This window comes from Ekhidna sp., from assembly GCF_964218185.1.
In the GTDB taxonomy this organism is placed as follows: domain Bacteria; phylum Bacteroidota; class Bacteroidia; order Cytophagales; family Cyclobacteriaceae; genus Ekhidna.
This window is the reverse complement of the sequence record NZ_CAXPLV010000012.1, coordinates 1-22,164: the sequence shown is the minus strand read 5'-3', so window position 1 is coordinate 22,164 and position 22,164 is coordinate 1. Positions and strand designations below refer to the sequence as shown.

Sequence of the window (22,164 nt, the reverse complement as noted above, 5' to 3'; positions counted from 1 at the left end):
GCTATCTTTCAAAAATACCAATTTTACACGGCCTTACCATTCAAACCACATGAGTAGAAAAAAGCTAGGATTCTGGACCAGCTCATCGCTGGTAGCCGGTAATATGATTGGCTCAGGTATCTTTCTTCTCCCCTCGGTGCTGGCTTCATACGGTAGCGTCAGTATTTTCGGCTGGGTTATCTCAGCGTTTGGTGCCGCCTCGCTGGCTTTTGTCTTCATCGAGTTTAGCAAAATCCTCCCGGGAACCTCAGGGGGGCCTTACGTCTATTCGAGAAAAGGTCTTGGAGATTTTGCCGGATTCCTCGTGGCGTGGGGGTATTGGATATCTGTCTGGTGTACCAATGCAGCCATCACCATAGCACTGATTGGCTATCTGGGGGTATTCTTTCCGGTGCTCCAAACAGATACCACGCTTGCTGTAGCCACGGGATTGGGTATTGTATGGGCCATAGTTTGGCTCAACACGCGTGGAATAAGAGAGGCTGCTGTGTTTTCCCTTGTGACTACCATCCTTAAAATCACTCCTCTACTGGCAATCGGGCTTGTTGGAATGTTTTACGTAAAACTCGAAAACTTCACGTTGTTCAACATCAGTGGTGTTTCTGATTTTCAGGCCATGACAGCCACTGCCACCCTTACCCTTTTTGCCTACATGGGAATTGAATGCGCCACGATTCCCTCGGGAGATATTGAAAACCCGGAGCGTACAATCCCCCGATCCACCTATTTTGGGCTTGGGGTAGCAGCAGTAGTCTATATTCTGGGTACCACATCGCTGATGGGGATTATTCCTGCGGAAGAATTGCAGTATTCACAAGCTCCTTTTTCAGATGCTGCGGCTGTGATGTGGGGGTCGTGGGCAGAGAACCTGGTGGCATTCGGGGCGGTAGTTTCTACTCTTGGAGCTCTGAATGGATGGATCTTGATTCAGGGACAGATTCCAGCTGCCATTTCCAGAGACAAGCTTTTCCCTCCCATTTTCGCGAAAGAAAACAATAACGGGGTGCCTGCATTGAGCATCATCCTTTCAAGTGTTTTGATTTCAATCCTGATTGTGATGAACTATTCCGAAGGCCTGATCAAAGCTTTCCAGTTTATACTCCTGCTGGCCAGCATGACGGCACTGATGGCCTACCTCTTTACTTCGGTAAGTTATGTGCTTGTAGTTGGTGCTAATGAAAAATTGGAAAAAGGATTTAAAAGGAAAGCAACTTTAGCCTCCATCGCATTTTTGTTTTCCATTTGGGCCATTGCCGGTTCAGGTGTAGAGATTGTCTACTGGGGATTTATACTATTGATAGCAGGGATTCCACTGTATGTCTGGATGCAGCTCAAAAAGAGCAATTAATCTCGTTCGGAATAGTTCGTGAATACTTTATCAAGAATGCTGATCAGCGTTTCGTATTCCTGCTCAGAAAGATTCGTCCAACCCAGCTTTCGGGACTCCTCAACCGCTGGCAGGGCTCTTTTTACAACATTGTTTCCTTTGACCGTTATCGAAATATGAAACTTGCGTCCGTCATACCGATCCCGCTTTCTCTGCGCATAGCCTTTTTTCACCAGCAGATCAACGATACGGGAAACCGTAGGCTTATCTCTAAAACTCATGCTGGCAAGATCCGTCTGAAACATGTCTTTTTCAGATAACTTGTTAAGGATCACCCACTGCTCAGGTGTAACATTGATCCCACGCTGTTTGAATCTATTGATGAGATCCTGTCTTACAACCTTATATGTCCTGTCAATGTACGATCCAATCTCTTTGTAGTCAGCCATGTACAGCTAATTTATGTAATTATTTCACCTATAAATTGATACCGCTAATAAAAAAAGCGAGACAAAGAATTGGATAGGTACTATTTGGTCAATAACTAAGTTATTTTTGAAGAAATCAACCATTTGACTTGAAAAAAGTTTTAATCACAATAGCTGTTTTACTCCTGATCGGAGCGGGATACTTTACATACGAAAAATGGGTGAAACACTCCAACCTCACCACCTGGAGCTTCGTACCCGCAGATGCGGCTCTGGTGATAGAGAGTGAGTTAACTCAGGACCTAACTTACTTTCAAACTTTTTCAGCATGGCAGACCCTATCCAAATCTTCCGGATTTGATAATCTAAATCGGGGGTTAAGCTTCCTGGATTCCATCAATGGTGATGGCGGCTTTACTGCCATTTTCAAAGACACTCCGGTACTTACATCTATGCACAAGGTATCAAGCGAAGGTGTTGATTTTCTGTTTATCGTAGAGTTGCAGAACATTTCGCAAAATACGTTTGCCAGTGCTGCGGTAGGGAGAATGAAAGAGGCTGGTTACAGGCTCAAAACGAGAAACTACAATGATTTCAAAATCAGTGAGGTAAGTGATGGAGTCAGAACACTAACCTACATTTTCTACAAAAACTTCTTCCTGGCCAGTTTCACACCTTATCTGGTGGAGGACGCAATCCGTGTGATCAGTGAAGATGAACTGCCTGCTTTCAGAGAGAAGTACGCTCAGCTAAAGGAGACAGGAGCCAAAGGACTGACATCTTTCTTCATCAACTATGAAAATGCCGGATCTGTGATAGAAGCCTTTGCTTCTTTAAAAACAAACTTTCCATTGGTTGCAGGCAACTATGAAATAATGATGGACTCCTCCTTTATTCAGCTTTCCGGGTTTTCCTATGCTAAAAACGACTGGATAGCCACGCATACAAGCCAACCTGCAACATTCGAGATGGCGGAGATCGTTCCGGAAAATACAGCATGGTTTCTTCACATAACCTCATCTGAAATGCAAAGCTGGAAGGACAAACAGATTACGTTTTTGCGTTCTCGATTTCCATCGATCAAAAGCTACCACGACTCTCTTAAATCGGTCTATGACTTTAATGCGGATCAGGTTTTGGATCTGGTGGACAATGAGATTGGGATTGCAAACCTGGAGTCACCCCGAGCGCGCGACAAGCAAAAGCTTATGATTATGGAAGTGAAAGATGCTCAGGAGTCGTTGGCATTTTTCGAGCAGCTGACTCAGCGGATAGCGCTGGCACGAGGGGATTCGGTGTACTCAGAGCCATACAGTGACAATGAAATCCGTTTCCTCCCGATTAGCAATTTCCCATCAACCATTTTGGGGGAGGCAGGTTATGATTTTGAGCAGTGTTTTTACATCAACTATCGCAACTATCTCATTTTCTCCAATGACCTGCAGGAGCTAAAAAACCTAATCACTTCCATTCAAAATGAAGATACCTGGGGCAAATCGATTTCCATGAATAACTTCCTGGAACGGTCAAACAATGCAGCAAACGTAAGCTTGTTTGTGAATATTCCCCGAGCCTGGAAATCCATCTTGGGCAACCTGAAGCCCGGCTGGTCAGAGCACTTTGCTAAGAACAGCACATACTACAAGTCCATTGAAATGGCGGCTTTTCAGTATAGCTACCTCGATGGCAGGTATTTTACCAATTACACTTTTACTCAGCCTGATAAGAAACCCAGGAACATTCCCAAGACCAGTGCTGAAAATGGGGTGAGATTTATCAGCACTATTACGTCCAAACCTTTTCTGGTCAGGACTCATGCGCACAAAGATTTTGACATAGTACTGCAGGACAGTACCAACACAGTTTATTACCTGGACCCTAATCAAAATGCACTTTGGTCTCAAAATGTAGAGGGTGTCATAAAAGGAAGTGTATACCCAATTGACTATTACAAGAATGGGAAGATCCAGCACATTTTCGCAACAGAAAACGAAGTGCACATCATTGACCGCACAGGCACATATATACCTGACTTCCCTAAAAAGCTCCCGGGAAATGTGAAAATTGAGCACATCAACCTGATAGACTATGACCTAAGCAGAAATTATCGCATAGCTATCACTAATACAGATGGAGACGTTTTTCTCACCGATAAAGACTTGAAAGTATTGGATGGCTGGTCTCCCAGAAAGCTCACTAGAAATGCTCTACAGCCACTGAGTCATGCAAGGATGGGCCGAACCGATGTGATGATTTCTCTTCATGAAAACGGAATTATCAATGTAATGAACCGAAGAGGAAGTCACATGAAAGGATTCCCATTTGATACCAAGCAGTTGCTAAGCAAAAACTACTTCCTCCGGTCATCAAACACTCTGGGCAACTCTGCGCTTAGTGTGATATCGAAAGGTGGAGAGTTAACCGAGATCAATCTTGAAGGTGACGTGATCAAACGTGATCAACTTATCAAAACTAGTGCTGACGCAAGCTTTCAACTGATTCCGGACACAGGAGGAGATTCATTCATCATCATCCGAAAAGAAGGGAGCAGCTATCAGGTGCTGGATGATACAGGAAATCTACTCTTTAAGAAAGATTACCTGTCGCAGTGGCCTATACTGATCCAGTTCTACCAGTTTGGTGCGGGCAAGGATCTGGTCATATTCACAGATACGGCAAACAAGAGCCTTTACATCTATGATAAGACAGGCAACCTCGTGACCGGAAATCCTCTGAACTCAGAGCATGAAGTAAGTCTCATCTACTCCAGCGCAAAAAAAGAGTTCCAGGTTTATACCACTTGGGGCTCCAGCCTGGAACTCTATACTTTTAAGTACTAAATCACCTGATAGGTGATTATCTGAAAACCATCGTCAAAGGTTTGATTATACATCACCCTGAGCTTGCATGAAGCTCTTTGATCTCCAAAGAGCTTCACCCCATCACCCAAAATGATGGGGTTGACTTTCAGCTTCACTTCATCGATCATTCCATTTTCCAGGAGCCATCCCGCAAATGTGCCACCCCCACACAGGTAGATATCACTTCCAACCTCACTCTTTAGTGCTTTCAATTTCTCAATATCACGGGGCAGCACAGTAACCTGATCACTTTGAGAATCGAATGACAGGCTATTGGAAAAAATGTAGTGCTCCATATGCGGATAAGCAGGATCACCCGGTTTCAAGCCATATTGATAACCAAACTCGTAGGTATTTCTGCCCATGATTACCGTATCAAAAGACTGAAGATCATACAGGTATTGATCCACAATTTCTCCATCGGAGGCAAACAAGCTGACATCATTATCCCGACCGGCAATGAAACCATCCAAAGAAGTAGCTACATAGTAAATGATTTTTCTCATATGCCTACACTTCAATGGTTTTCCACTTTCCTCTTTTAAAAAGGACAATAGCAATCACAGCGTACAAGCTATGACAAAAAGCGATACAGAAAAACACTCCATTAGGTCCCCAATCATACATGATTGACAAGACATAGGCCAAAGGAATTTGTATCGCCCAAAATACGACCATATTGATCCACAGTGGTGTATAGGTATCCCCAGCGCCATTAAATGCCTGACCGATAACCATCCCATAAGCGAAAAATATGTACCCAAAGCATATAATCCTCAATGCCTGGATTGCGGTGTTCAGAACCACCCCTGATTGATCAAAAATGGCCAGCACCTCATGCGAGAAAATCGAGAAAAGTATTGCTACGCAAATCAAGAAGATCGTATTCCATTTGGCTGTACGCCAAACAGAAGTTTCCGCCCTGTCAGGTTGCTTAGCCCCAAGGTTTTGTCCTACGAGCGTAGCTGCCGCATTGGCCATCCCCCATGAAGGTAATAATGTGAAAACGATCACACGGAATGCGAGCTGATAGCCCGCTACAGCCTCCGTTCCAAACTCGGCTACAATTCTTACCAGAAACAGCCAGCTCAATGTTTCAACAAGAAACTGACCTATACCTGCAGAGCCAATTTTGATAATTTCAATCACCGTCTTTATCCGAATGACAAAGTTTTTGATCGTCAATCGGATAATCGAGCTCCCATTGAATAGGTGAACCAATTGGTATATAACCCCAACCGATCGTCCGGTAGTGGTTGCAATTGCAGCTCCTTCAATGCCCATGGCAGGAATCGGACCCAATCCAAATATGAAAATTGGATCAAGGATCATATTCAGCAGGTTGGCCAGCAAAAGCGACTTCATTGCTATAGAAGCATTGCCTGCTCCCCTAAATATCCCATTGATCAAGAAGATGAGAATGATACTGAGGTTTCCGGCATACATGATTTTTGTATAGCCTACGCCCTCTGAAATTAAACCAGTCTCCCCTCCCATGAGGGCTAGAATATCATCGGCAAAAACGAACCCGGTAACTCCAAAAACTATCCCGATAACAATGGAAATAACTATGGCCTGAAAGCCTGCATCCGCTGCACGTACAAGTCGTTTTTCTCCAACTCTACGCGCCACAATAGCTGTAGCTGCCATGCTGAGACCTACCGCAAGCGAATAAATAATCATGAGCGGTGTTTCCGTCAAAGCAACGGTAGCAATAGCGTTTACACTGATCCGTGAAACGAATATCATATCCACAATTGCAAAAAGTGATTCACCGATCATCTCAGCAATCATGGGAATAGAAAGCAAAACAATGGCACGATTGATACTGCCAGTGGTAAATTCAGTTTCCTCTCCTCTCAAGGCGGAAACAAAGAGTCTAAAAACTCTTGATATAGAGAATGATTCTTTCGTCATTTCTAAAAGAAATTAAATGTGATTAGCTGCTTCAGTTGTGCAGCTTAGGAAATTTTAAAAAAGAAAATGAATAGTGAGATTACCCAGCCTTGGGGTTACCCTCTGATGCGAGAGGGCGTGGTTCGTACAATCTCAGTAAGAAGAATCATAATAATGCAATTGTAGCGAGTTTTTTCAATTTAATCGATCTACCTCCCCGGATTTTTTATACAAAAAAGTAAAAATCTTTGTTTCCTTCAAAATCGTCTTCGAGCATATACTTATACGACATCAATATTTTAGAAGGTCCTTTTCATATTTAAACACATCAGAAAAGATCATTTATTGTATCTAAACTTCACGTCAATTTTAGTCTAACAAGAATAGATTTCGAACGATAATCTTCTAAAAATACAATTCATATCTATATAATTGATTATTTTGGCACCCCAATGGAGCACGACTACAGCCTACTCGTAGAAAACCTGAAAGGAAGAAGGTATGACGAAGCACTTCGCGAACCTGTACTTTCTGATGCTTTTAATCAGTCAGGTTATTCGGATTGCATTCGCTACACTCTGGAGTCCATGGTGGAAATAGATCCATCTTATGCATACAAGGTATATGCAAACTCTCGTCGTATTCATGAGGTGATAAGCAAGACCCTTAAAAAGAAGGGATACGACGTTGATTATCGCTATCAGGGCGCACTAAAGACATTTACTAATATTCTACTTTACGGTGACGTTGAGATCATTGTCATAAAAAAGGTGGTTTCCAATAAGCCTCACCTTGATATGCAGACACTTGCGAGTGACATGCTTGACGTTCTCTCCAAGGATCCAACTTTCAAGTCTGTCGATTACAGCGACAAAACCAGGATTCGAATTACCGCCCTTAAGCCAACCTGTGAAATTGACATACTTCCTTCGATGTGGGTCAATAGCGCTGAGTACGTGAAAACTAAAAATGAAATTTATCGTGGTATCTGCGAGTTTGATTTCGCAAAGAAGAAGGTAAAGAAATACCTGCCTTTCCTCAATATCGCCCGGATCAATGCACGCGACCAGCATACCAACGGCAACCTTAAGTGCATGAGTAGGTTGCTTAAGACCCTCAGAGCTGACTCTGATGAGAAAATAGATCTGAAAGATTCTGAAATCAACGCCATCCTTTACAACATACCTGAGGTTGACCTTACAGTTGATCCAAACAAGGTTCTCTCGCTTTTACCTAAAGTGGCACAACTTTTAAATAAGCTTGCCACAGATGTCAACTACTTTAACAGCATGCTCTCCCCCTCCGAAAAAGATCGTGTTTTCGGTGGAAGACCAGAGAAACAAAGTGAAATACAGAAACTAAAGCGTGCGCTTGATCAACTCATCACCGACCTGAAAAAGGATCTTGATGGGATGAATAAGTCCATCGATTCAAAAATCGAGTACCTGTAGACTACTTTATCAATCCTGCTCTCCTTAATAAAGGCTCTGGTGAAGGCTCACTGCCTCTAAACTTTTTGTAAAGCTCCATCGGGTGGGCAGTCCCTCCTCTACTCAGGATATTATTTTTGAATGAATTGGCTGTTTCTTTATCAAAAACACCTTTTTCCTGAAATAATGAAAATCCATCTGCGTCCAATACTTCAGCCCATTTATAGCTGTAGTATCCTGCAGCATATCCTCCTGCAAAAATGTGACTGAATTGAACACTCATATTGGTGTTCTCCACTTTTGGGAATAATTCCGTTTTCGCAAAAGCTGAATCCTCAAAAGCCGGAACGCTGCTAATCTTTGAAGCTTCCTCGAGAGAAAGGCTATGCCACGCCATATCCAGCAAGCCAAAGCTTAGCTGACGTACCGTAGCATAAGCTTCGTGGTACGTTGAGGCGTCTTTGATTCGGGTTATCAACTCCTCCGGGATCAACTCTCCCGTTTGATAATGTCTTGCGAATAGATTGAGGCATTCTTTCTCATAGCACCAGTTCTCCATTATCTGAGATGGTAGTTCCACAAAATCCCAATACACACTCGTGCCGGACAAACTCTGGTAAGTAGTATCCGCCAGCATGCCATGGAGGGCATGACCAAATTCATGAAAGAGCGTGGTTACTTCATCAAATTTCAACAAAGACGGGTGGTTGGAAGACGATGGAGTAAAGTTGCAAACGATGCTTACCTGAGGTATGATTCGTTCGCCATCTCTTTTAGCCTGATCTCGAAAGGATGTCATCCATGCTCCTCCTCGTTTCCCGTCTCTTGGGAAAAAATCCGCAAGGAAAATTGAGATCACCTCTCCTTCTTTATTCAATACCTCATAAGCCTTAACATCCTCGTGATAAACCGGTAAGTCGCTATTTGACTTAAACGTGATATCGTACAGTCGTTCCGCCGTTTCAAAAACACCTTCGATTACATTCTCAAGCTTGAAATAAGGTTTGACTAACTCATCATCCAACTCATACTTCTGCTTTCTCAGTTTCTCAGAATAGTACGCCCAATCCCATCGCTGCAGCTCAATATCCTCACCTCTCGATTTAATGAACTCTTTGATCTCCTCTACTTCTTCTTTTGCTTTCGGTAAACTCTTCTCTAAAAGATCATTGAGGAAAGTCATCACCTTATCTGGAGATTCAGCCATCCGTTGCTCCAACACATAGTGGGCAAAAGTTGGATAGCCAAGAAGAGAAGCAAGCTCTGCTTTGAGTCGTATAGTTTTAAGCACGATTTCCTGATTATCATACCTATCTCCTTTAAGACACTTACACATGTATGCCCTGTACATTTTCTCCCGAAGCTCACGATTGTCTGCGTATTCCATAAAAGGGATATAGCTGGGAGCTTGCAGAGTGAATATCCACGAACCCGCTTTCCCTTTCTTTGTTGCAAGCTCTTTTGCCCGTTCTCTTACATCGGCTGGTATACCTGATAGGTCACTCTCGTCAGTAATGACCAGCTCAAATTGATTAGTCTCGGCAAGCACATTTTCCGAATAGGTTAGGGATAACTTCGACAGCTCAATACTTATTTCTTTGAATCGTTCTTTCTTGTCACCTTCCAGCTCTACACCTCTTCTGACAAAGTCGATATATGTTTCCCAAAGCAGCTTCTCCTGCTCGGCATTTAGATTTAGTGACTCTCTTTCTTTATATACCTTTTTTACCTTCGCAAATAGTGCCTCGTTCTGCTTTACCTCACTACTGAAAGCCGAAAGCTTGGGTGAAACCTGTTGTGCAATTTTTTGAATTTGATCGTTGGTCTCTGCCGAGTTTAGATTGAATAGGATCGAAGTATTGCGTTGCAATTTTTGCCCACTTTGCTCCAATGCCTCAATCACGTTGGTGAAATCCGGTTCATCGGTATTATCCAAAATTTTCTGAATCTCATCCTTGGCTTCCTCTAAAGCCTGATCGATGGCCTCCTCATAGTGCTCGGTAGATATTTTTGAAAATGGAGGCAGCTCGAATGGAGTATTGAAGTCAATTAAAAGAGGGTTGGACATTTTGATGTACAGTTTTTAGTTTATCAGACGGCAAAGGTAGTCGTCTATGAAGATTACTTTTGCGACAAAACCGATAAGATATGAGATTGTTTTCTGTACTTCTTTTTTTCATTCTAGCGGGGCAATTAAACGCTCAAGAAAATTTTGTGGATTTGTCCAATCCTCAATCTTCAATCAAGACTTTCCTTTCAAATCTTCAGGATGACCATTACAATGACTCACTTGCAGCCTTGCCTTTTAATCCTTCCGAGAGGTCGATGGAGGTTGCTAAAAATGCTGCAACAAAACTTAAAAGAGTGTTGGACGGAAGGGGGCTTTTCATCTATATGGATGAGATTCCCAAAACAAAAAGTTATCAGGACTCGGCAACCAACAAAAACAAGTACGTACTGCTCGATGATTATCCTTCCATATTTCTACTAAAAGCAGAAAACAACAACTGGTATTTCTCTGATAGCAGCATCGATAAAATTGATGTGCTCTACAAAGAAACATTTCGATTAGGGACAGGAAAACTCATCAACCTTCTTCCCAAACTAGGTACCAAAAAAACATTTGGTCTGTATACCTACCAGTACATTGCTATTTTCATCCTTGCGCTAATTAGTACCCTTGTTTATAAGATCTTTTCATTTATTACCGAGCGAATCTTTAGCCGCATTGTAAAGCGAATTGGATATTCCGGTGACGCATCAGAAAAGTATCTATGGCAGCTGGCAAGACCAACGAGTGTATTCATCATTGTGATGCTGTTGATCTTGTTTACTCCGGCTCTTCAACTGCCTATCACATATTCTAAATATGTGAACATCATTTTGCACGTAATGCTGCCGCTGTTTGGCACGGTGATCACTTACCGTTTTGTAAACATTCTAAGCATTTTTTTAGCTCGACTAGCACAAAAAACAGAGAGCACGCTCGATGATCAGCTAGTGCCACTTCTCAGGAAGACGCTAAAGACCTTCGTGATTATCATTGGAACCTTGCTCATTCTGGACAACCTGGATGTTCCCATCCTTCCATTGCTTACTGGTCTGTCTATTGGAGGTCTGGCGTTTGCTTTGGCTGCCCAGGACACCATAAAAAACTTTTTTGGTTCGGTGATGATCTTTGTAGATAAGCCATTTCAGGTTGGTGACTGGATCACTTCAAATGATGTGGATGGAACAGTAGAGGAAGTAGGGTTCAGGTCTTCGCGAATTAGGACGTTTAGAAATTCACTGATCTATGTTCCTAATAGCAAACTTGCTGACAATACCATTGACAATCATGGATTGAGAAAATACAGGCGATTTAACACACAAATCTCTATCACGTATGACACTCCTCCTGAGATGATCGAAGTGTTTGTGAAGGGTTTGCGTGAGATCGTGGAGAAGCACCCGCATACATGGAAGGATAACTACCATGTGTATTTTAATGAGATGGCGTCCAGCTCCCTCAACATCATGTTCTACATTTTCTTTAATGTGCCCACCTGGGGAGAAGAGCTGAAATGCCGACATGAAATTTTGATGGATATTGTGAGGCTGGGTAAGGAACTCGGAGTGAATTTCGCATTCCCCACTCAAACACTTCACATCGAAAATCTACCGGGTCAACCATCACTTTCTCCTTCCTACTTATCAAGTCAGGAGGCTGAAATGAAGCTTCAGAGTTTTATGAAGAAGGGGTGATAAAAAAGGGCGAACTGAGATTCAGCTCGCCCTTTTCAATTAAGTACTATTTAAATTAATCTTTCTTAATCCAGCGTTGCTTGAAGGTCTGATCTCCAGCAGTTATCTCAACAATGTAGATGCCTGGTCTGTGATTACTCATGTCTACTTTTGTGTTTAAGGATTCTCCTGAAACTTTGTAAAGTTCACTGTAGATTTCACGTCCATTTAAATCAGAAATTCTAATCTCAGCATCTCCTGTCATTGGTTGATTAACTGATATATCCATCATGTCAGCACCAGGATTAGGATAAAGGACAAGCTGATCATTATTCTCATCAAGCCCTAAGACTTTTTCATTAACAGTTAGAGTGAATGGTGCAGTTACTGATGCACCATATTCATCAATTGCCTTTACATGAATATTCAACTCATCCCCTTCATCCAGGTCAATCTCTTTAATGACAAGGAGTTGATTTCCATCAATCACAAACTTACTGTTGTCGGCATCATTTGTACCATCACCTGCTGTCATGAACAAAACATGCGTATCATTAATGTTTGGGTCAATTACTGACAGTTCTCCTACTGAAGATCCAATTGCCGTTCCCTCAGCAACAGCGCTGATTGACAGCTCGATTCCAGTTGGTGCAGCATTTTGGTTTTTAAACACCAACAATCCTGACAGATAATCTGCTTCCTCATCAAAACTATAATCACTACCGCTTATAATGACATCCATATCACCGTCATTATCAACGTCAACCATATCCAACAGATATTTAGAATAACCACTAAACAAATCTGGTGCAGTATTTACCATGAAGCGCTGGCCTTCTTCAAAGTTTCCATCACCATCATTCAAAGAAGTAATTAACTCCATGTTATAAGAAGGAGGCCCTTCCGGATTATCCTCAGTCGTTAACATGATTGATGCTAAATCTAAGTCCTCATCTCCATCCAGGTCGCCAAGTTTGGTTGCAATCACATTTGATTCAATAGATCCTGAAGTACTTGTACCTTCCGTATAAGTAGACTCATTAATTAGTCCAATATTAGAGAACTCTCCACCTTCATTTATATAAATATTTGTTCCTTCTTCATTGGTAACAAGTACATCCAGCATTCCATCTCCATCAATATCACCTACAGAAGCGGTTACATTGAAACTTTCTGAATCAAAGACATAAGAATAATTTGCTTCACCACCCTCGAATAACCCCTCTCTACCATATGTAATGAGGCTGCTCCCTTCTTCATTCAGCATTAAAACATCATCAATATCGTCCCCATCAAAATCACCAGCAATTATTTGAAGGGCATCAAAGTACTGATATCGGAATTCATAATTAGTATTGGCAAACCCTCCTTCAATGCCTTTCATAGCATAAACATCTCCATTGTCAATTATAATCAAATCATCAAGTCCGTCTCCATCAATATCAGCAACGATCATTTGATCTGCTTCCATCTCCGCTTCTCCAGTAAAACCTAAATTATCAAAATAAAAATACCCCTCATTATTGCTCAACAGTTTAAAATCACCAGAAGAAGCCGCCCTAGTCGTAGATTTGAATGCATATTTTGGAAATGAAGAAAAATCAGCTGAAGCTACCAAATCCTCATCACCATCCTGATCAACATCTGCCATCACAAATGCATCAATTCCATAATCTAGCTCGTAGATTGACTCCTGAGTAAATACTCCTCCTCCTAATTGTTTCCAAACGGTATTAGGATATCCTCCTGCTAATGCACTCCTATCAATCAATTCTGGCGCATACTTCGTGGCAGTTATCAAATCCATGTCACCATCATTATCAACATCTGAGAATTTGAATTTATTGACATTTTGATTCCCAAATAACTGAATTGGCTCTTCACTAATTGTGCCATGCCCTTTTTCAGGCATATTCACAATGGTCAGAGATCGTTCAATTGTTTCTGTAACACCATCTACAGTCACTGTTAAAGAAAAGTCAAGCGATCCACCGTGGGTTTCATAGTCCAGATCTTCAGTAATGGTCAATTCGTTGGTGCTTGTGCTGAAACTAAACATTGCGGCATCATCACCATCCAAAACTGCTGAACTAACTGTTTGTCCAGTTGTCTCTAGCCTGGCTATGACACTCCCTTCGGTCAGACCTTCGTTAACCACCATATCTCCTTTCAAGACAGGAAATGGAGGAAACACATTTAAATACAAAGAGACTGAACCATTTTCCACAATCAAATCATCAATCCCATCACCATCAAAATCACCTAAAATAAAATCACCTCCAGATGAAGAGAAATCACCAAGTGGGATTGCTTGCCTGTAGTTCAGCGAACTAGTTTTTAACTGAGAAGCTCCAACAGATATCAGGTATGGACTATAATATTCATTAGCAAATATGATATCCTTGTCACCATCTTGATCCACATCGGAAATCAAAAGGTCACTAAAGTATGTCCATTCAAATGTTTCCTCACCTAAAAAGTCAAAAGCGGGATTGTCAGTAGCATGATTACCCAACTGAACATTGATATTCACTTCATAATCCCCACTATAGTAATACTCAAAAGATGAAACTACATCTAAATCACCATCATCATCGAGATCAACTAAATCTAAAGATGAGATGTAAGAAGAGAATGACCTTTCATCCCGTATAATTTCCGAATCATCAAAAACAGGTATTGATTCACCACCAGCTGTATTATTTCTTACTTCTACTATGTCGTAGTTGTAAGTGTAAGGTCCAATAGAAAGTTCAGCATTGTAATAAAAGTCATACATCTGACGGGATGAAACCAAATCCATGTCCCCATCTTTGTCCAAGTCAGCAAGTTCTATATGGGTAATTGTTTCTTCACCTCCCAGCGAAAGAATGGTTGTAGCAGGAGCAAAAGATCCTCCACCTATATTTTCCACTGCGTGAACATAAGACCCTCCTGTGGCCCACACTATATCATTGTCTCCGTCACTATCAAAATCTGCAATTTCTAAATCTGAAGTAAATGCGCCAGACGCTACTGTCTGATAGGAGGTGTCAAATGCTCCACTTCCATTGTTTTTGGCCCACCTAATATTTCCATTATACTCAAAAACAACATCAGGAAAATCATCTCCATCAATGTCTCCAATAACAAAGTCATCGGAAAGCCCAGATAATCCCATTTGAGATGTACCAATGAACCCATCGTTTGCATTTCCATTGATTACATACCCCTGAGATCCACTTGATGCAATTATTTCTAAATCAGCATCCAAATCTAGATTGGCTGCTTGTCCATTATTTGTACCAATGGATGAGAACGAGAAATCTGTTTTCTGGAAGAATTTTGGATCAATGGACTGTGCATTTCCTATTGAAGGAATAGCTGCCATAGCTGCTACAGATCCTGCAACAGCTGTTCCTTTCATTGAGAATCCAAGTTTTTCTAGTCTCGACTTATATTTTTCAACCCTGTAAATAAGTTGATTCTTCTTTCTTCTCGGAAGTGAATTAAACTCACCTGAATTAATTTTCTTTTCAAGTCTTCGCCTGAACTTATAATATTTTTCTTTTGCGGCGTTTAACGAACGAGAGTAAAAGTTGTTCATGGTAGTGGTACGGTTTATTTTAAAATCAAATCAATCACTTCTAAAAGAATTCAAATCAAGAGCAGATCCAACTTCAAAATCCTGCGGCACTAAGCCCTTTTTGAATTTTAGTAATGCTTTAAGATATGCTTTCTCCAGATATCTAACCTGAAGTTCTGTATCGAAAAGCATCACATTATCAGCACGTTGCAGCTTTTCTCTTACTTCTCCCAATTCGGCGGCACGGGTTGCAAGTTGCGATGACAGTGTAATATAGTCATTCTTAGTGAGAGAAATAAACTTTTCCAGTCCACAATACTTTAGCAAACTGGAGCTCAATCGACTATTATGATTGTGTCCTTTGAGCGTCACCATAGGCACGCCCATTCTTAGTGCTTCGATCCCTGTCACATGGGCATTGTAGGTGAAATTATCCAAAAAAAGATCTGCGTGTTTTAACCTTTCCCAATGCTGATGAATGGACAATGGTTTAGCAAAAATCAACCGCTCGGGCTCAATCTGATAACCAAGAGATCTTTCTGTGAGTGTTTTTGCTAACGAATCCTGGCCTGCTCCATATAGCCAAAGCACAGATTTTGGCACATTCTGAAGGATTTTCATCCAGGCATCAAATGTATCCGGGTCGAGCTTTTTAGGATGGTTAAAATTGGCAAAGACAAATACCTTTTCTGGTAGATTGTGATCCGATCTATTGGTTGAAATCGTTTTATCCAAAGGAAAAGAACTGTTGACTAAAAGGGAGCAAGGGAGCGAGATCACGCTCTCATGAAAGTTTTGCCTAAGCTGATCGTCAAGCATGAACTCGTCAGAAAATACATAGTCAACAAAATCTGCTCCGGTAGTCTCATGCGAACCAACCATAACCATTTGAATAGGTGCCGGCCTAAGAGCTAAAACATCAAACTTCATAGAGCTATTATATCCGGCCAGAGCAACAAGAATATCAATTCCTGTTCGATTTATTAAGTTGGCGATTTCCAAAGAAGTGAAGCTTGAAACATCATGGTAATAATCTACTGAATCCCGAATCTCTTTATTAATAAAATCATCTGTATGAACTAACGAAAATGCATGAATTTCAAATCGACTATTATCATGATAATCAAATAATTCACGCACTAATGTCCCACCCGGATGTTGTCTGAAATTAGGGGAATAGTATCCAATCTTGATTTTATTTTCGGAAATGGAGTGGTCGTAAGAAATATTTGGAAACTGCTGAGATATGTTTTTTTGGATCTTAGAAGCGTATTTTTCCGCCACCTTGGTGTAGAGATTCGGCTCCACTTTTGAATAACTAAGGGCATAAGGTACAATTTCAAAAATCGGGTTTTCTGAATGCAGATATTCCTCAATGATTTTATTCAAATCAGCTACATCTTCTTCGTAATGAGTCCAATCAACCAAGTGCTGTCTGGCTATTATCTGGTAGAGCCTTATACCACTTTGATAAGTACCATCACCTCGTTTAAGACCCTCTTCAAATATTTTTAAGGCTCCCAAGTGGTCGCCTTTCTCATTGGCTAAAAGTTGACCAAGGTTGTAATATGCAATTGAAAGAGTGGGCTCTATTTTAATGGCCTTTTCATAGTACTCAATTGCACTGTTGGTTTCTTTTTTTCGTTCATATAGTCCTGCCAGATTGCTATATCCCATCCCCTCTTGAGGATAGTGTGAAAGCAAGATTTTATAATATTCCTCAGCCTTCTTAAAGTCCTCTCGTTTTTGATAAATGTTTGCAAGATTATTTAAGGCAGCTTTGTGATCAGGCTTAAGTTTAAGACACTTCTGGTAGAGGCGGATTGCTTCTTTAAACTTTCCAAGTCTAACGCTATTTCTAGCGTAGTTAAACCAATACTTAGGGTTAGAGACTTTAATACCTGAAGATTGAATTTTTGTAAAAAGCTTATCTGCTTCTTTGATCTTCTCCAGCTTGACATAAATAATTGCAAGGTTGATCTCAATTGCGGGATCAGGACAATGTGAAGCAGCTTTTTCTAAAATCTGAGAGGCTTCTTCTGCATCTCCTTTTCGGAGCAAAGTTTGTGCTAAAACCAGATATGCTCCCACCCTTTCCGGTCTTGCATTGCATAACTCGGGAGCCTCCTTAATTATCTTATCATATTTTCCATCCAAGAACTCTTGAGACAGCCTCCTCACTCTACCAATGTATTCTTCCGCATCCATTCTAAATGTCTACTTTAATATCCCTTGGCTTTTCGCCTTTTTCATAAAGGGTCCACATTTGTTCGTAGGATGATTCAAGCCTCCCAACCAACTTTGCAGTTTCGAACAATTCAGAAGTTTTTCGTGCTTTCTGCACCCGTTTTTTCAGGATCTCAAGTTTCTTGCTATCGGACGAAATTTCAATGGCTTTATTCACATAATCCTCCATGCTTTGAGCAATCATATCTGGCATGTTCATAGCTGTCAAGAATGAGCTGCATAACCTGGAACTAACCGACTCACCCTGGATTGTTAAAACGGGCACACTCATCCAAAGCGCTTCGAGACATGTAGTATGACCGTTATAAACCGGAGTATCTACAAATAAATCAATCAATTCCATTCGACGATAGTGTTCTCTGTAGGGTTCTTTACCACAAAAAATTATTCTATCTGATTCTATCCCTTTTGCAGACGCAATCTTCATGAGGTTGTCTCTAACACTGGCCTGACCAGCATCATAAAGCCATAATACAGAATTGGGAACATTTCTTAAAATCTGAAGCCAGGCATCTACCACCCAATGACTCAATTTTCTGGGGTGATTTAAACAACCAAATACTAATTTGTCCTTAGGAAGATTATAGTCTTTTCGAGTGATTTCTTTTTGAGAAGGAGTCATCTCAGCATTCAAGAAATAGCTAGGAGGAAGCATTGCAATTGACTCACTAAAATATTTTCTGTTTTTATCGGTAAATGCTACTTCATCTCCAAAAGCATAATCAAAGAAATCAGATTGCAAGGTTTCGTTGTAGCCCATATAGATTGCCTGAACCGGGGCGGGACGAAGGGCGGGAATTTCCATCTTCATTCCAAAATTATAACCTGACAGGCTTATTAGAATATTAATTCCATCTTCATTGATTCGCTTTGCAGCATCCTCAATTTTCATGTCATCCAAATCAACAAATTGATCAGCATTGTTTCTTATTTCTTTGCCTATTTCATCATCTGATTTTCTCAAACTGTACGCATGGACTTCAAATTTTTCCCTGTCGTGATACTTAAATAAATCCTTTGCCAGCATTGCATCGGGGTGCATTCTGAAATTAGGTGACAGATATCCAATTTTAATCCGGCTCTTTTTAGACTGATAAGTGAAGGCAAGCTTATTTCTTAGCGGAGTTACTCTTTTGATTAGGCTATCCGTGTATTTCTTAGTGACTTTGGAGGCTAGTTCTAATTCAAAGGGATAATAGGCTAAATTGTAAACTGGAATCTCATCGTCTTTCCGATCGCTGGCCACAAACTGTTGCAGTAGGTGGGAGACTCTTTTGTGCATTTCCTCATACTTATCAACTCTACCCATTTTAGAGTACAGCAATTGTAAGGTCATATTAGCCCTTAGAGCGTATTCTGGGTGCTTATCTACCCTTTTTAAATATGATTCCGCTTCATCTAAGCGTTGAGCAAAATCCAGGACAGCCCCTGTTAGAAATGTTGACTCCCAGGCATATGGATTTACTTCTAGATAAGGAATCATCAATTTTAAGAACCTATTGAACTCAAAATTTTGCATGAAGATCCTCCCCAACTTCAAGAATGGCTCTTCGTTTCGTGTGCCCGATTCGATTAACCTTTTTAGAATTTCAAGGCCTTCATTCTTACTTCCTTCATTATAAAGAGTAGAGGCGTATGTACTTAAATACTTTTCATTATTTGGCGCTAACTCAATAGCCTTTTTCAGAAACTCTAAAGCCTTTTTATAGTTATGTCGTGAGCTCTCGATTACACCTAAATTGTAAATAGCCATTGCGTTATTTGGCTCTAATTCAAGTGTTTGCTTATATAGATTTTCAGCCTCATCAAGCTTACCTAGTTTTTGAATTAATCCTGCCTTATTGCAATATGCCATCGCAAAGGATCGATCTATCTCTATCAATTTTTCATAGCAAGCAAGAGATCGCTCATAATCATATACTTGCTGATACAAATTCCCAAGGTTGTTTATAGCCTGTTTATGATCTGGTTTTAGATCAATTACCTTTTTATAAAGCTCGGCGGCTTCCCTAAACTGTCCTAGTTCTTTTAAATTACGAGCTGCATGAAATAGTATCTTGGGGTTATCCCTATTCTTTTCTACGAGCGAATCAAAGCATTTTTTTGCCTCTTCCAGAGCTCCGACCTTTATTAGAGCTCTTCCTTTCTGAAGGGAGAAATCAATATGATTTGGGGAGATATCCAACCCTTTGTCATAGTGGGTCAATGCTTGTTCATACTTAGCTTCCTGATAAAAGGACTGACCAATCATGTAAATGCTTTCCAGGTGCTTGGGCTTTAGTCGAAGTATATCAGCATAAAGTTTTCTTGCTTCACGCAGTTTCCCTGACTTGTGCAAATCCAAAGCAGTTTGATAGTAAGTATTGATGCTTACTTTATTCATTTTTTTTGAAGTTAGCTTGGACTCTCCCCGGCAGTTGCGGCCACCTCACTATTTGCGTAAGGACCTTCTTGTTTTTTCTCAGGCGCTTCTTGCCAGAATATGCGTTTTGGAGTGATGATGGCCCGGGTATGCAAATCTCCCAACGTATTCAGAATGTTGGGACGCATAATGCCTGGTAGTATATGTACATCATACAACTCCTTCACTGCATTCTTATACTCTAGTAAGCCCTCGACCCTTCTAGTTCGTAAGTTCACAATTGTCGTTTCGCTACTGTTTTCGGTTTGGTAGCCCGGTCTCCAAAGAGCAACTGGAAAGCTTTGTGGCTCGAGAGTTGGCGAATGAGGTCATAGAGACGTATCGGATCGACCAGCCTCTGCCTGCCCCTTTTATCATCAATCTAGAGAAACCGGCTCAACCGGAGCCGGTGGCATTAGGGAAGCTCACCACGGCCGAACTGGTGAGCCTGTCTGAAGATTTAAGGCTGGCCCTCGATTCCAAGGAGATGGAAGCTCTCCAGAGCTACTATCGCGCTCTCGGAAAAGAGCCCACTCGCTGCGAGCTAGAGACTTTTGCCCAGACTTGGAGCGAGCATTGCGTACACAAGACCTTTCGAGCCTCCATCGAGTACACCGAGGAAGGTGAGACTCGGTCCGTGGACGGTCTACTTCCGATTCTGCGCCGGGCTACCGAGGAGTTGAATCTGGACTGGGTCGTTTCCGCCTTCGTAGACAACGCGGGCATCGTCAACTACACACCGGGGTGGGATATCGCTATCAAGGCGGAGACCCACAACCACCCGTCGGCTCTGGAGCCTTTTGGAGGGGCCAACACCGGCGTGGGTGGTGTGATTCGCGACATCCTCGGGGTGAGCGCCCGGCCTTTCGCCAATTGGGACGTGCTCTGTTTCGGCCCTCTCGAATCGACTGCGCCTGAAGGTTCCTTGCCTCCCAAGCAAGTGATGACGGGAGTGGTGAAAGGCATCGCAGACTACGGCAACAAGATGGGGATCCCCACCGTGGCCGGAGGCGTCTACTTTCACGAAGGCTATTTGGCCAATCCGCTGGTGTATGCGGGATGCCTCGGAATCTTACCTCACGGGCCGCGGCCTACCGAAATAAAAGACGGTGACCGGATCGTCTTGATCGGGGGGAAAACCGGACGCGACGGATTGGGAGGGGCCACTTTCAGTTCACTGGAGATGGATACGACCACCGCCCAGGAGTGTGGAACGGCTGTGCAGATCGGTCATCCGATCGCCGAGAAAGTGGCAAGCGATCTGCTCCTTCGAGCGCACTCCGAGGGGCTTTACAACGCGGTCACGGACTGCGGAGCGGGCGGCCTTGCGTCAGCCATCGGCGAGATGGGCGAAGAACTGGGAGCGGTGGTGCACCTGGAGAGGGTGCCTACCAAGTATCCCGGTCTGTCTCCGCGCGAGTTATGGCTTTCCGAGGCTCAGGAACGCATGGTCTGCGCCGTCCCCGCGGAAAAGTGGTCCAGACTCAAGCTCCTGGCATCCGAATACGAGACGGTCTGTGTCGACCTCGGCCATTTCGGCAACGACGGTCGTCTCCAGCTTTTCCACGGAGAGCAGTGCTTTGCCGATCTGGAGACCACTTTCTTACACGGAGGTCTGCCTAGAAGGCACCTGAAAGCCGAATGGTCCCGTCCTTCTATCGAGCAAAGACCGGTTGAAGTCTCTGCCGAGGAGGCGTTGCTTCGGCTTCTCGCCGATCCTAATATCTGCAGCCGAGAGCCGCTGCTTCGCTATTACGATTTCGAAGTTCAGGGAGGCACCAGTCTGAAGCCGCTCACCGCTCAGGGCGGGCCTTCCGACGGGTCGGTGATCGTGCCCTACGAGTGGCAAGACCAGGAAGACCCACCAGCCGTTGTGCTGGGTTGTGGTCTGAACCCGTGGCTCACCGAGCTGGATCCGAGACTGGGTACTCTGGCGGCTGTCGACGAGGCCATTCGCAACATCGTCGCCGCGGGCGCCGACCCGGCTCGAATTTCGCTTCTCGATAACTTCAGCTGGGGCAATCCAAAGCTGCCCGACCGTCTGGGCAAACTCACTCGGAGCGTGCTGGCCTGCGCCGAAGGTTCGCGGCTACATAAGGCGCCTTTTGTCTCCGGTAAGGACAGTTTAAACAACGAATTCAAGCTGCCGGACGGCACCAGACGCGCCATCCCTGGCACGATTCTCATTAGCGCGGTGGGATGTCTCCCAGAGGTGAGTAAGCGAGTACCAAGCGATTTTCAGAACGCCGGAGATGTGGTCTATCTGCTGGGTCCCGAGCAGTCCGC

Annotated in this window: 13 protein-coding genes; 5 read left to right on the top strand and 8 right to left on the bottom strand. The window is 42.7% G+C overall.

Annotated features, from left to right (window positions below; translation table 11 throughout):
* Positions 1-49: 49 nt before the first annotated feature.
* On the top strand, positions 50-1,348 hold the full coding sequence (locus ACEQZT_RS16075; RefSeq protein WP_370090493.1) for an amino acid permease: 1,299 nt from the start codon (positions 50-52) through the stop codon (positions 1,346-1,348).
* Here ACEQZT_RS16075 and ACEQZT_RS16070 read toward each other — a convergent pair.
* Positions 1,345-1,776, bottom strand: a complete 432-nt coding sequence (locus tag ACEQZT_RS16070; RefSeq protein WP_370090492.1) for a MarR family winged helix-turn-helix transcriptional regulator — start codon at positions 1,774-1,776, stop codon at positions 1,345-1,347. The two genes, ACEQZT_RS16075 and ACEQZT_RS16070, sit on opposite strands and share 4 nt — an antisense overlap.
* A gap of 128 nt (positions 1,777-1,904) precedes the next feature.
* Here ACEQZT_RS16070 and ACEQZT_RS16065 point away from each other — a divergent pair, with 128 nt between their 5' ends.
* A complete protein-coding gene (locus ACEQZT_RS16065; RefSeq protein WP_370090491.1) occupies positions 1,905-4,595 on the top strand; it encodes a DUF3352 domain-containing protein in 2,691 nt (896 codons plus the stop codon).
* Here ACEQZT_RS16065 and ACEQZT_RS16060 read toward each other — a convergent pair.
* The gene (locus ACEQZT_RS16060; RefSeq protein ID WP_370090490.1) at positions 4,592-5,122 is read right to left on the bottom strand and encodes a dihydrofolate reductase family protein; all 531 of its coding nucleotides are present in this window, start codon (positions 5,120-5,122) and stop codon (positions 4,592-4,594) included. The genes ACEQZT_RS16065 and ACEQZT_RS16060 overlap by 4 nt on opposite strands.
* 4 nt (positions 5,123-5,126) lie before the next feature.
* Positions 5,127-6,533, bottom strand: coding sequence for an MATE family efflux transporter (locus ACEQZT_RS16055; RefSeq protein WP_370090489.1), 1,407 nt, complete (start codon positions 6,531-6,533; stop codon positions 5,127-5,129).
* A 431-nt stretch (positions 6,534-6,964) separates the two neighbouring features.
* Here ACEQZT_RS16055 and ACEQZT_RS16050 point away from each other — a divergent pair, with 431 nt between their 5' ends.
* A complete protein-coding gene (locus tag ACEQZT_RS16050) occupies positions 6,965-7,963 on the top strand; it encodes a hypothetical protein (protein WP_370090488.1) in 999 nt (332 codons plus the stop codon).
* A 1-nt stretch (position 7,964) separates the two neighbouring features.
* On the opposite strand, the gene ACEQZT_RS16045 is transcribed toward ACEQZT_RS16050, so the two are convergent.
* Positions 7,965-10,010: a M3 family metallopeptidase gene (locus tag ACEQZT_RS16045; RefSeq protein ID WP_370090487.1), complete on the bottom strand. Its 2,046-nt coding sequence runs from the start codon at positions 10,008-10,010 to the stop codon at positions 7,965-7,967.
* 80 nt (positions 10,011-10,090) lie between these two features.
* On the opposite strand from ACEQZT_RS16045, the gene ACEQZT_RS16040 reads away from it, so the two are divergent.
* A complete protein-coding gene (locus ACEQZT_RS16040; protein ID WP_370090486.1) occupies positions 10,091-11,686 on the top strand; it encodes a mechanosensitive ion channel family protein in 1,596 nt (531 codons plus the stop codon).
* A gap of 55 nt (positions 11,687-11,741) precedes the next feature.
* Here the strand turns inward: ACEQZT_RS16040 and ACEQZT_RS16035 are convergent, their stop codons facing one another.
* Genes ACEQZT_RS16035 through ACEQZT_RS16020 form a run of 4 tightly spaced genes read right to left on the bottom strand, consistent with a single transcriptional unit; the run spans position 11,742 to position 20,117 of the window.
* On the bottom strand, positions 11,742-15,251 hold the full coding sequence (locus ACEQZT_RS16035; protein ID WP_370090485.1) for a T9SS type A sorting domain-containing protein: 3,510 nt from the start codon (positions 15,249-15,251) through the stop codon (positions 11,742-11,744).
* A 30-nt stretch (positions 15,252-15,281) separates the two neighbouring features.
* Positions 15,282-17,438: a tetratricopeptide repeat protein gene (locus tag ACEQZT_RS16030; RefSeq protein ID WP_370090484.1), complete on the bottom strand. Its 2,157-nt coding sequence runs from the start codon at positions 17,436-17,438 to the stop codon at positions 15,282-15,284.
* Between the two features lies 1 nt (position 17,439).
* Complete coding sequence (locus tag ACEQZT_RS16025) at positions 17,440-19,860, bottom strand: tetratricopeptide repeat protein (protein ID WP_370090483.1); 2,421 nt, start codon at positions 19,858-19,860, stop codon at positions 17,440-17,442.
* Positions 19,861-19,871: 11 nt separating this feature from the next.
* Complete coding sequence (locus ACEQZT_RS16020) at positions 19,872-20,117, bottom strand: hypothetical protein (protein ID WP_370090482.1); 246 nt, start codon at positions 20,115-20,117, stop codon at positions 19,872-19,874.
* 2 nt (positions 20,118-20,119) lie between these two features.
* On the opposite strand from ACEQZT_RS16020, the gene ACEQZT_RS16015 reads away from it, so the two are divergent.
* Positions 20,120-22,164 (top strand): AIR synthase related protein (locus ACEQZT_RS16015; protein ID WP_370090481.1); only part of this gene is annotated, 2,045 nt, incomplete at its 3' end.

What these genes read in the sequence shown, in the direction of transcription:
- ACEQZT_RS16075 (WP_370090493.1), top strand. Translation starts at nt 50, where the DNA reads ATGAGTAGAAAAAAGCTAGGATTCTGGACCAGCTCATCGCTGGTAGCC.
- ACEQZT_RS16070 (WP_370090492.1), bottom strand. Translation starts at nt 1,776, where the DNA reads ATGGCTGACTACAAAGAGATTGGATCGTACATTGACAGGACATATAAG.
- ACEQZT_RS16060 (WP_370090490.1), bottom strand. Translation starts at nt 5,122, where the DNA reads ATGAGAAAAATCATTTACTATGTAGCTACTTCTTTGGATGGTTTCATT.
- ACEQZT_RS16055 (WP_370090489.1), bottom strand. Translation starts at nt 6,533, where the DNA reads ATGACGAAAGAATCATTCTCTATATCAAGAGTTTTTAGACTCTTTGTT.
- ACEQZT_RS16050 (WP_370090488.1), top strand. Translation starts at nt 6,965, where the DNA reads ATGGAGCACGACTACAGCCTACTCGTAGAAAACCTGAAAGGAAGAAGG.
- ACEQZT_RS16045 (WP_370090487.1), bottom strand. Translation starts at nt 10,010, where the DNA reads ATGTCCAACCCTCTTTTAATTGACTTCAATACTCCATTCGAGCTGCCT.
- ACEQZT_RS16040 (WP_370090486.1), top strand. Translation starts at nt 10,091, where the DNA reads ATGAGATTGTTTTCTGTACTTCTTTTTTTCATTCTAGCGGGGCAATTA.
- ACEQZT_RS16035 (WP_370090485.1), bottom strand. Translation starts at nt 15,251, where the DNA reads ATGAACAACTTTTACTCTCGTTCGTTAAACGCCGCAAAAGAAAAATAT.
- ACEQZT_RS16030 (WP_370090484.1), bottom strand. Translation starts at nt 17,438, where the DNA reads ATGGATGCGGAAGAATACATTGGTAGAGTGAGGAGGCTGTCTCAAGAG.
- ACEQZT_RS16025 (WP_370090483.1), bottom strand. Translation starts at nt 19,860, where the DNA reads ATGAATAAAGTAAGCATCAATACTTACTATCAAACTGCTTTGGATTTG.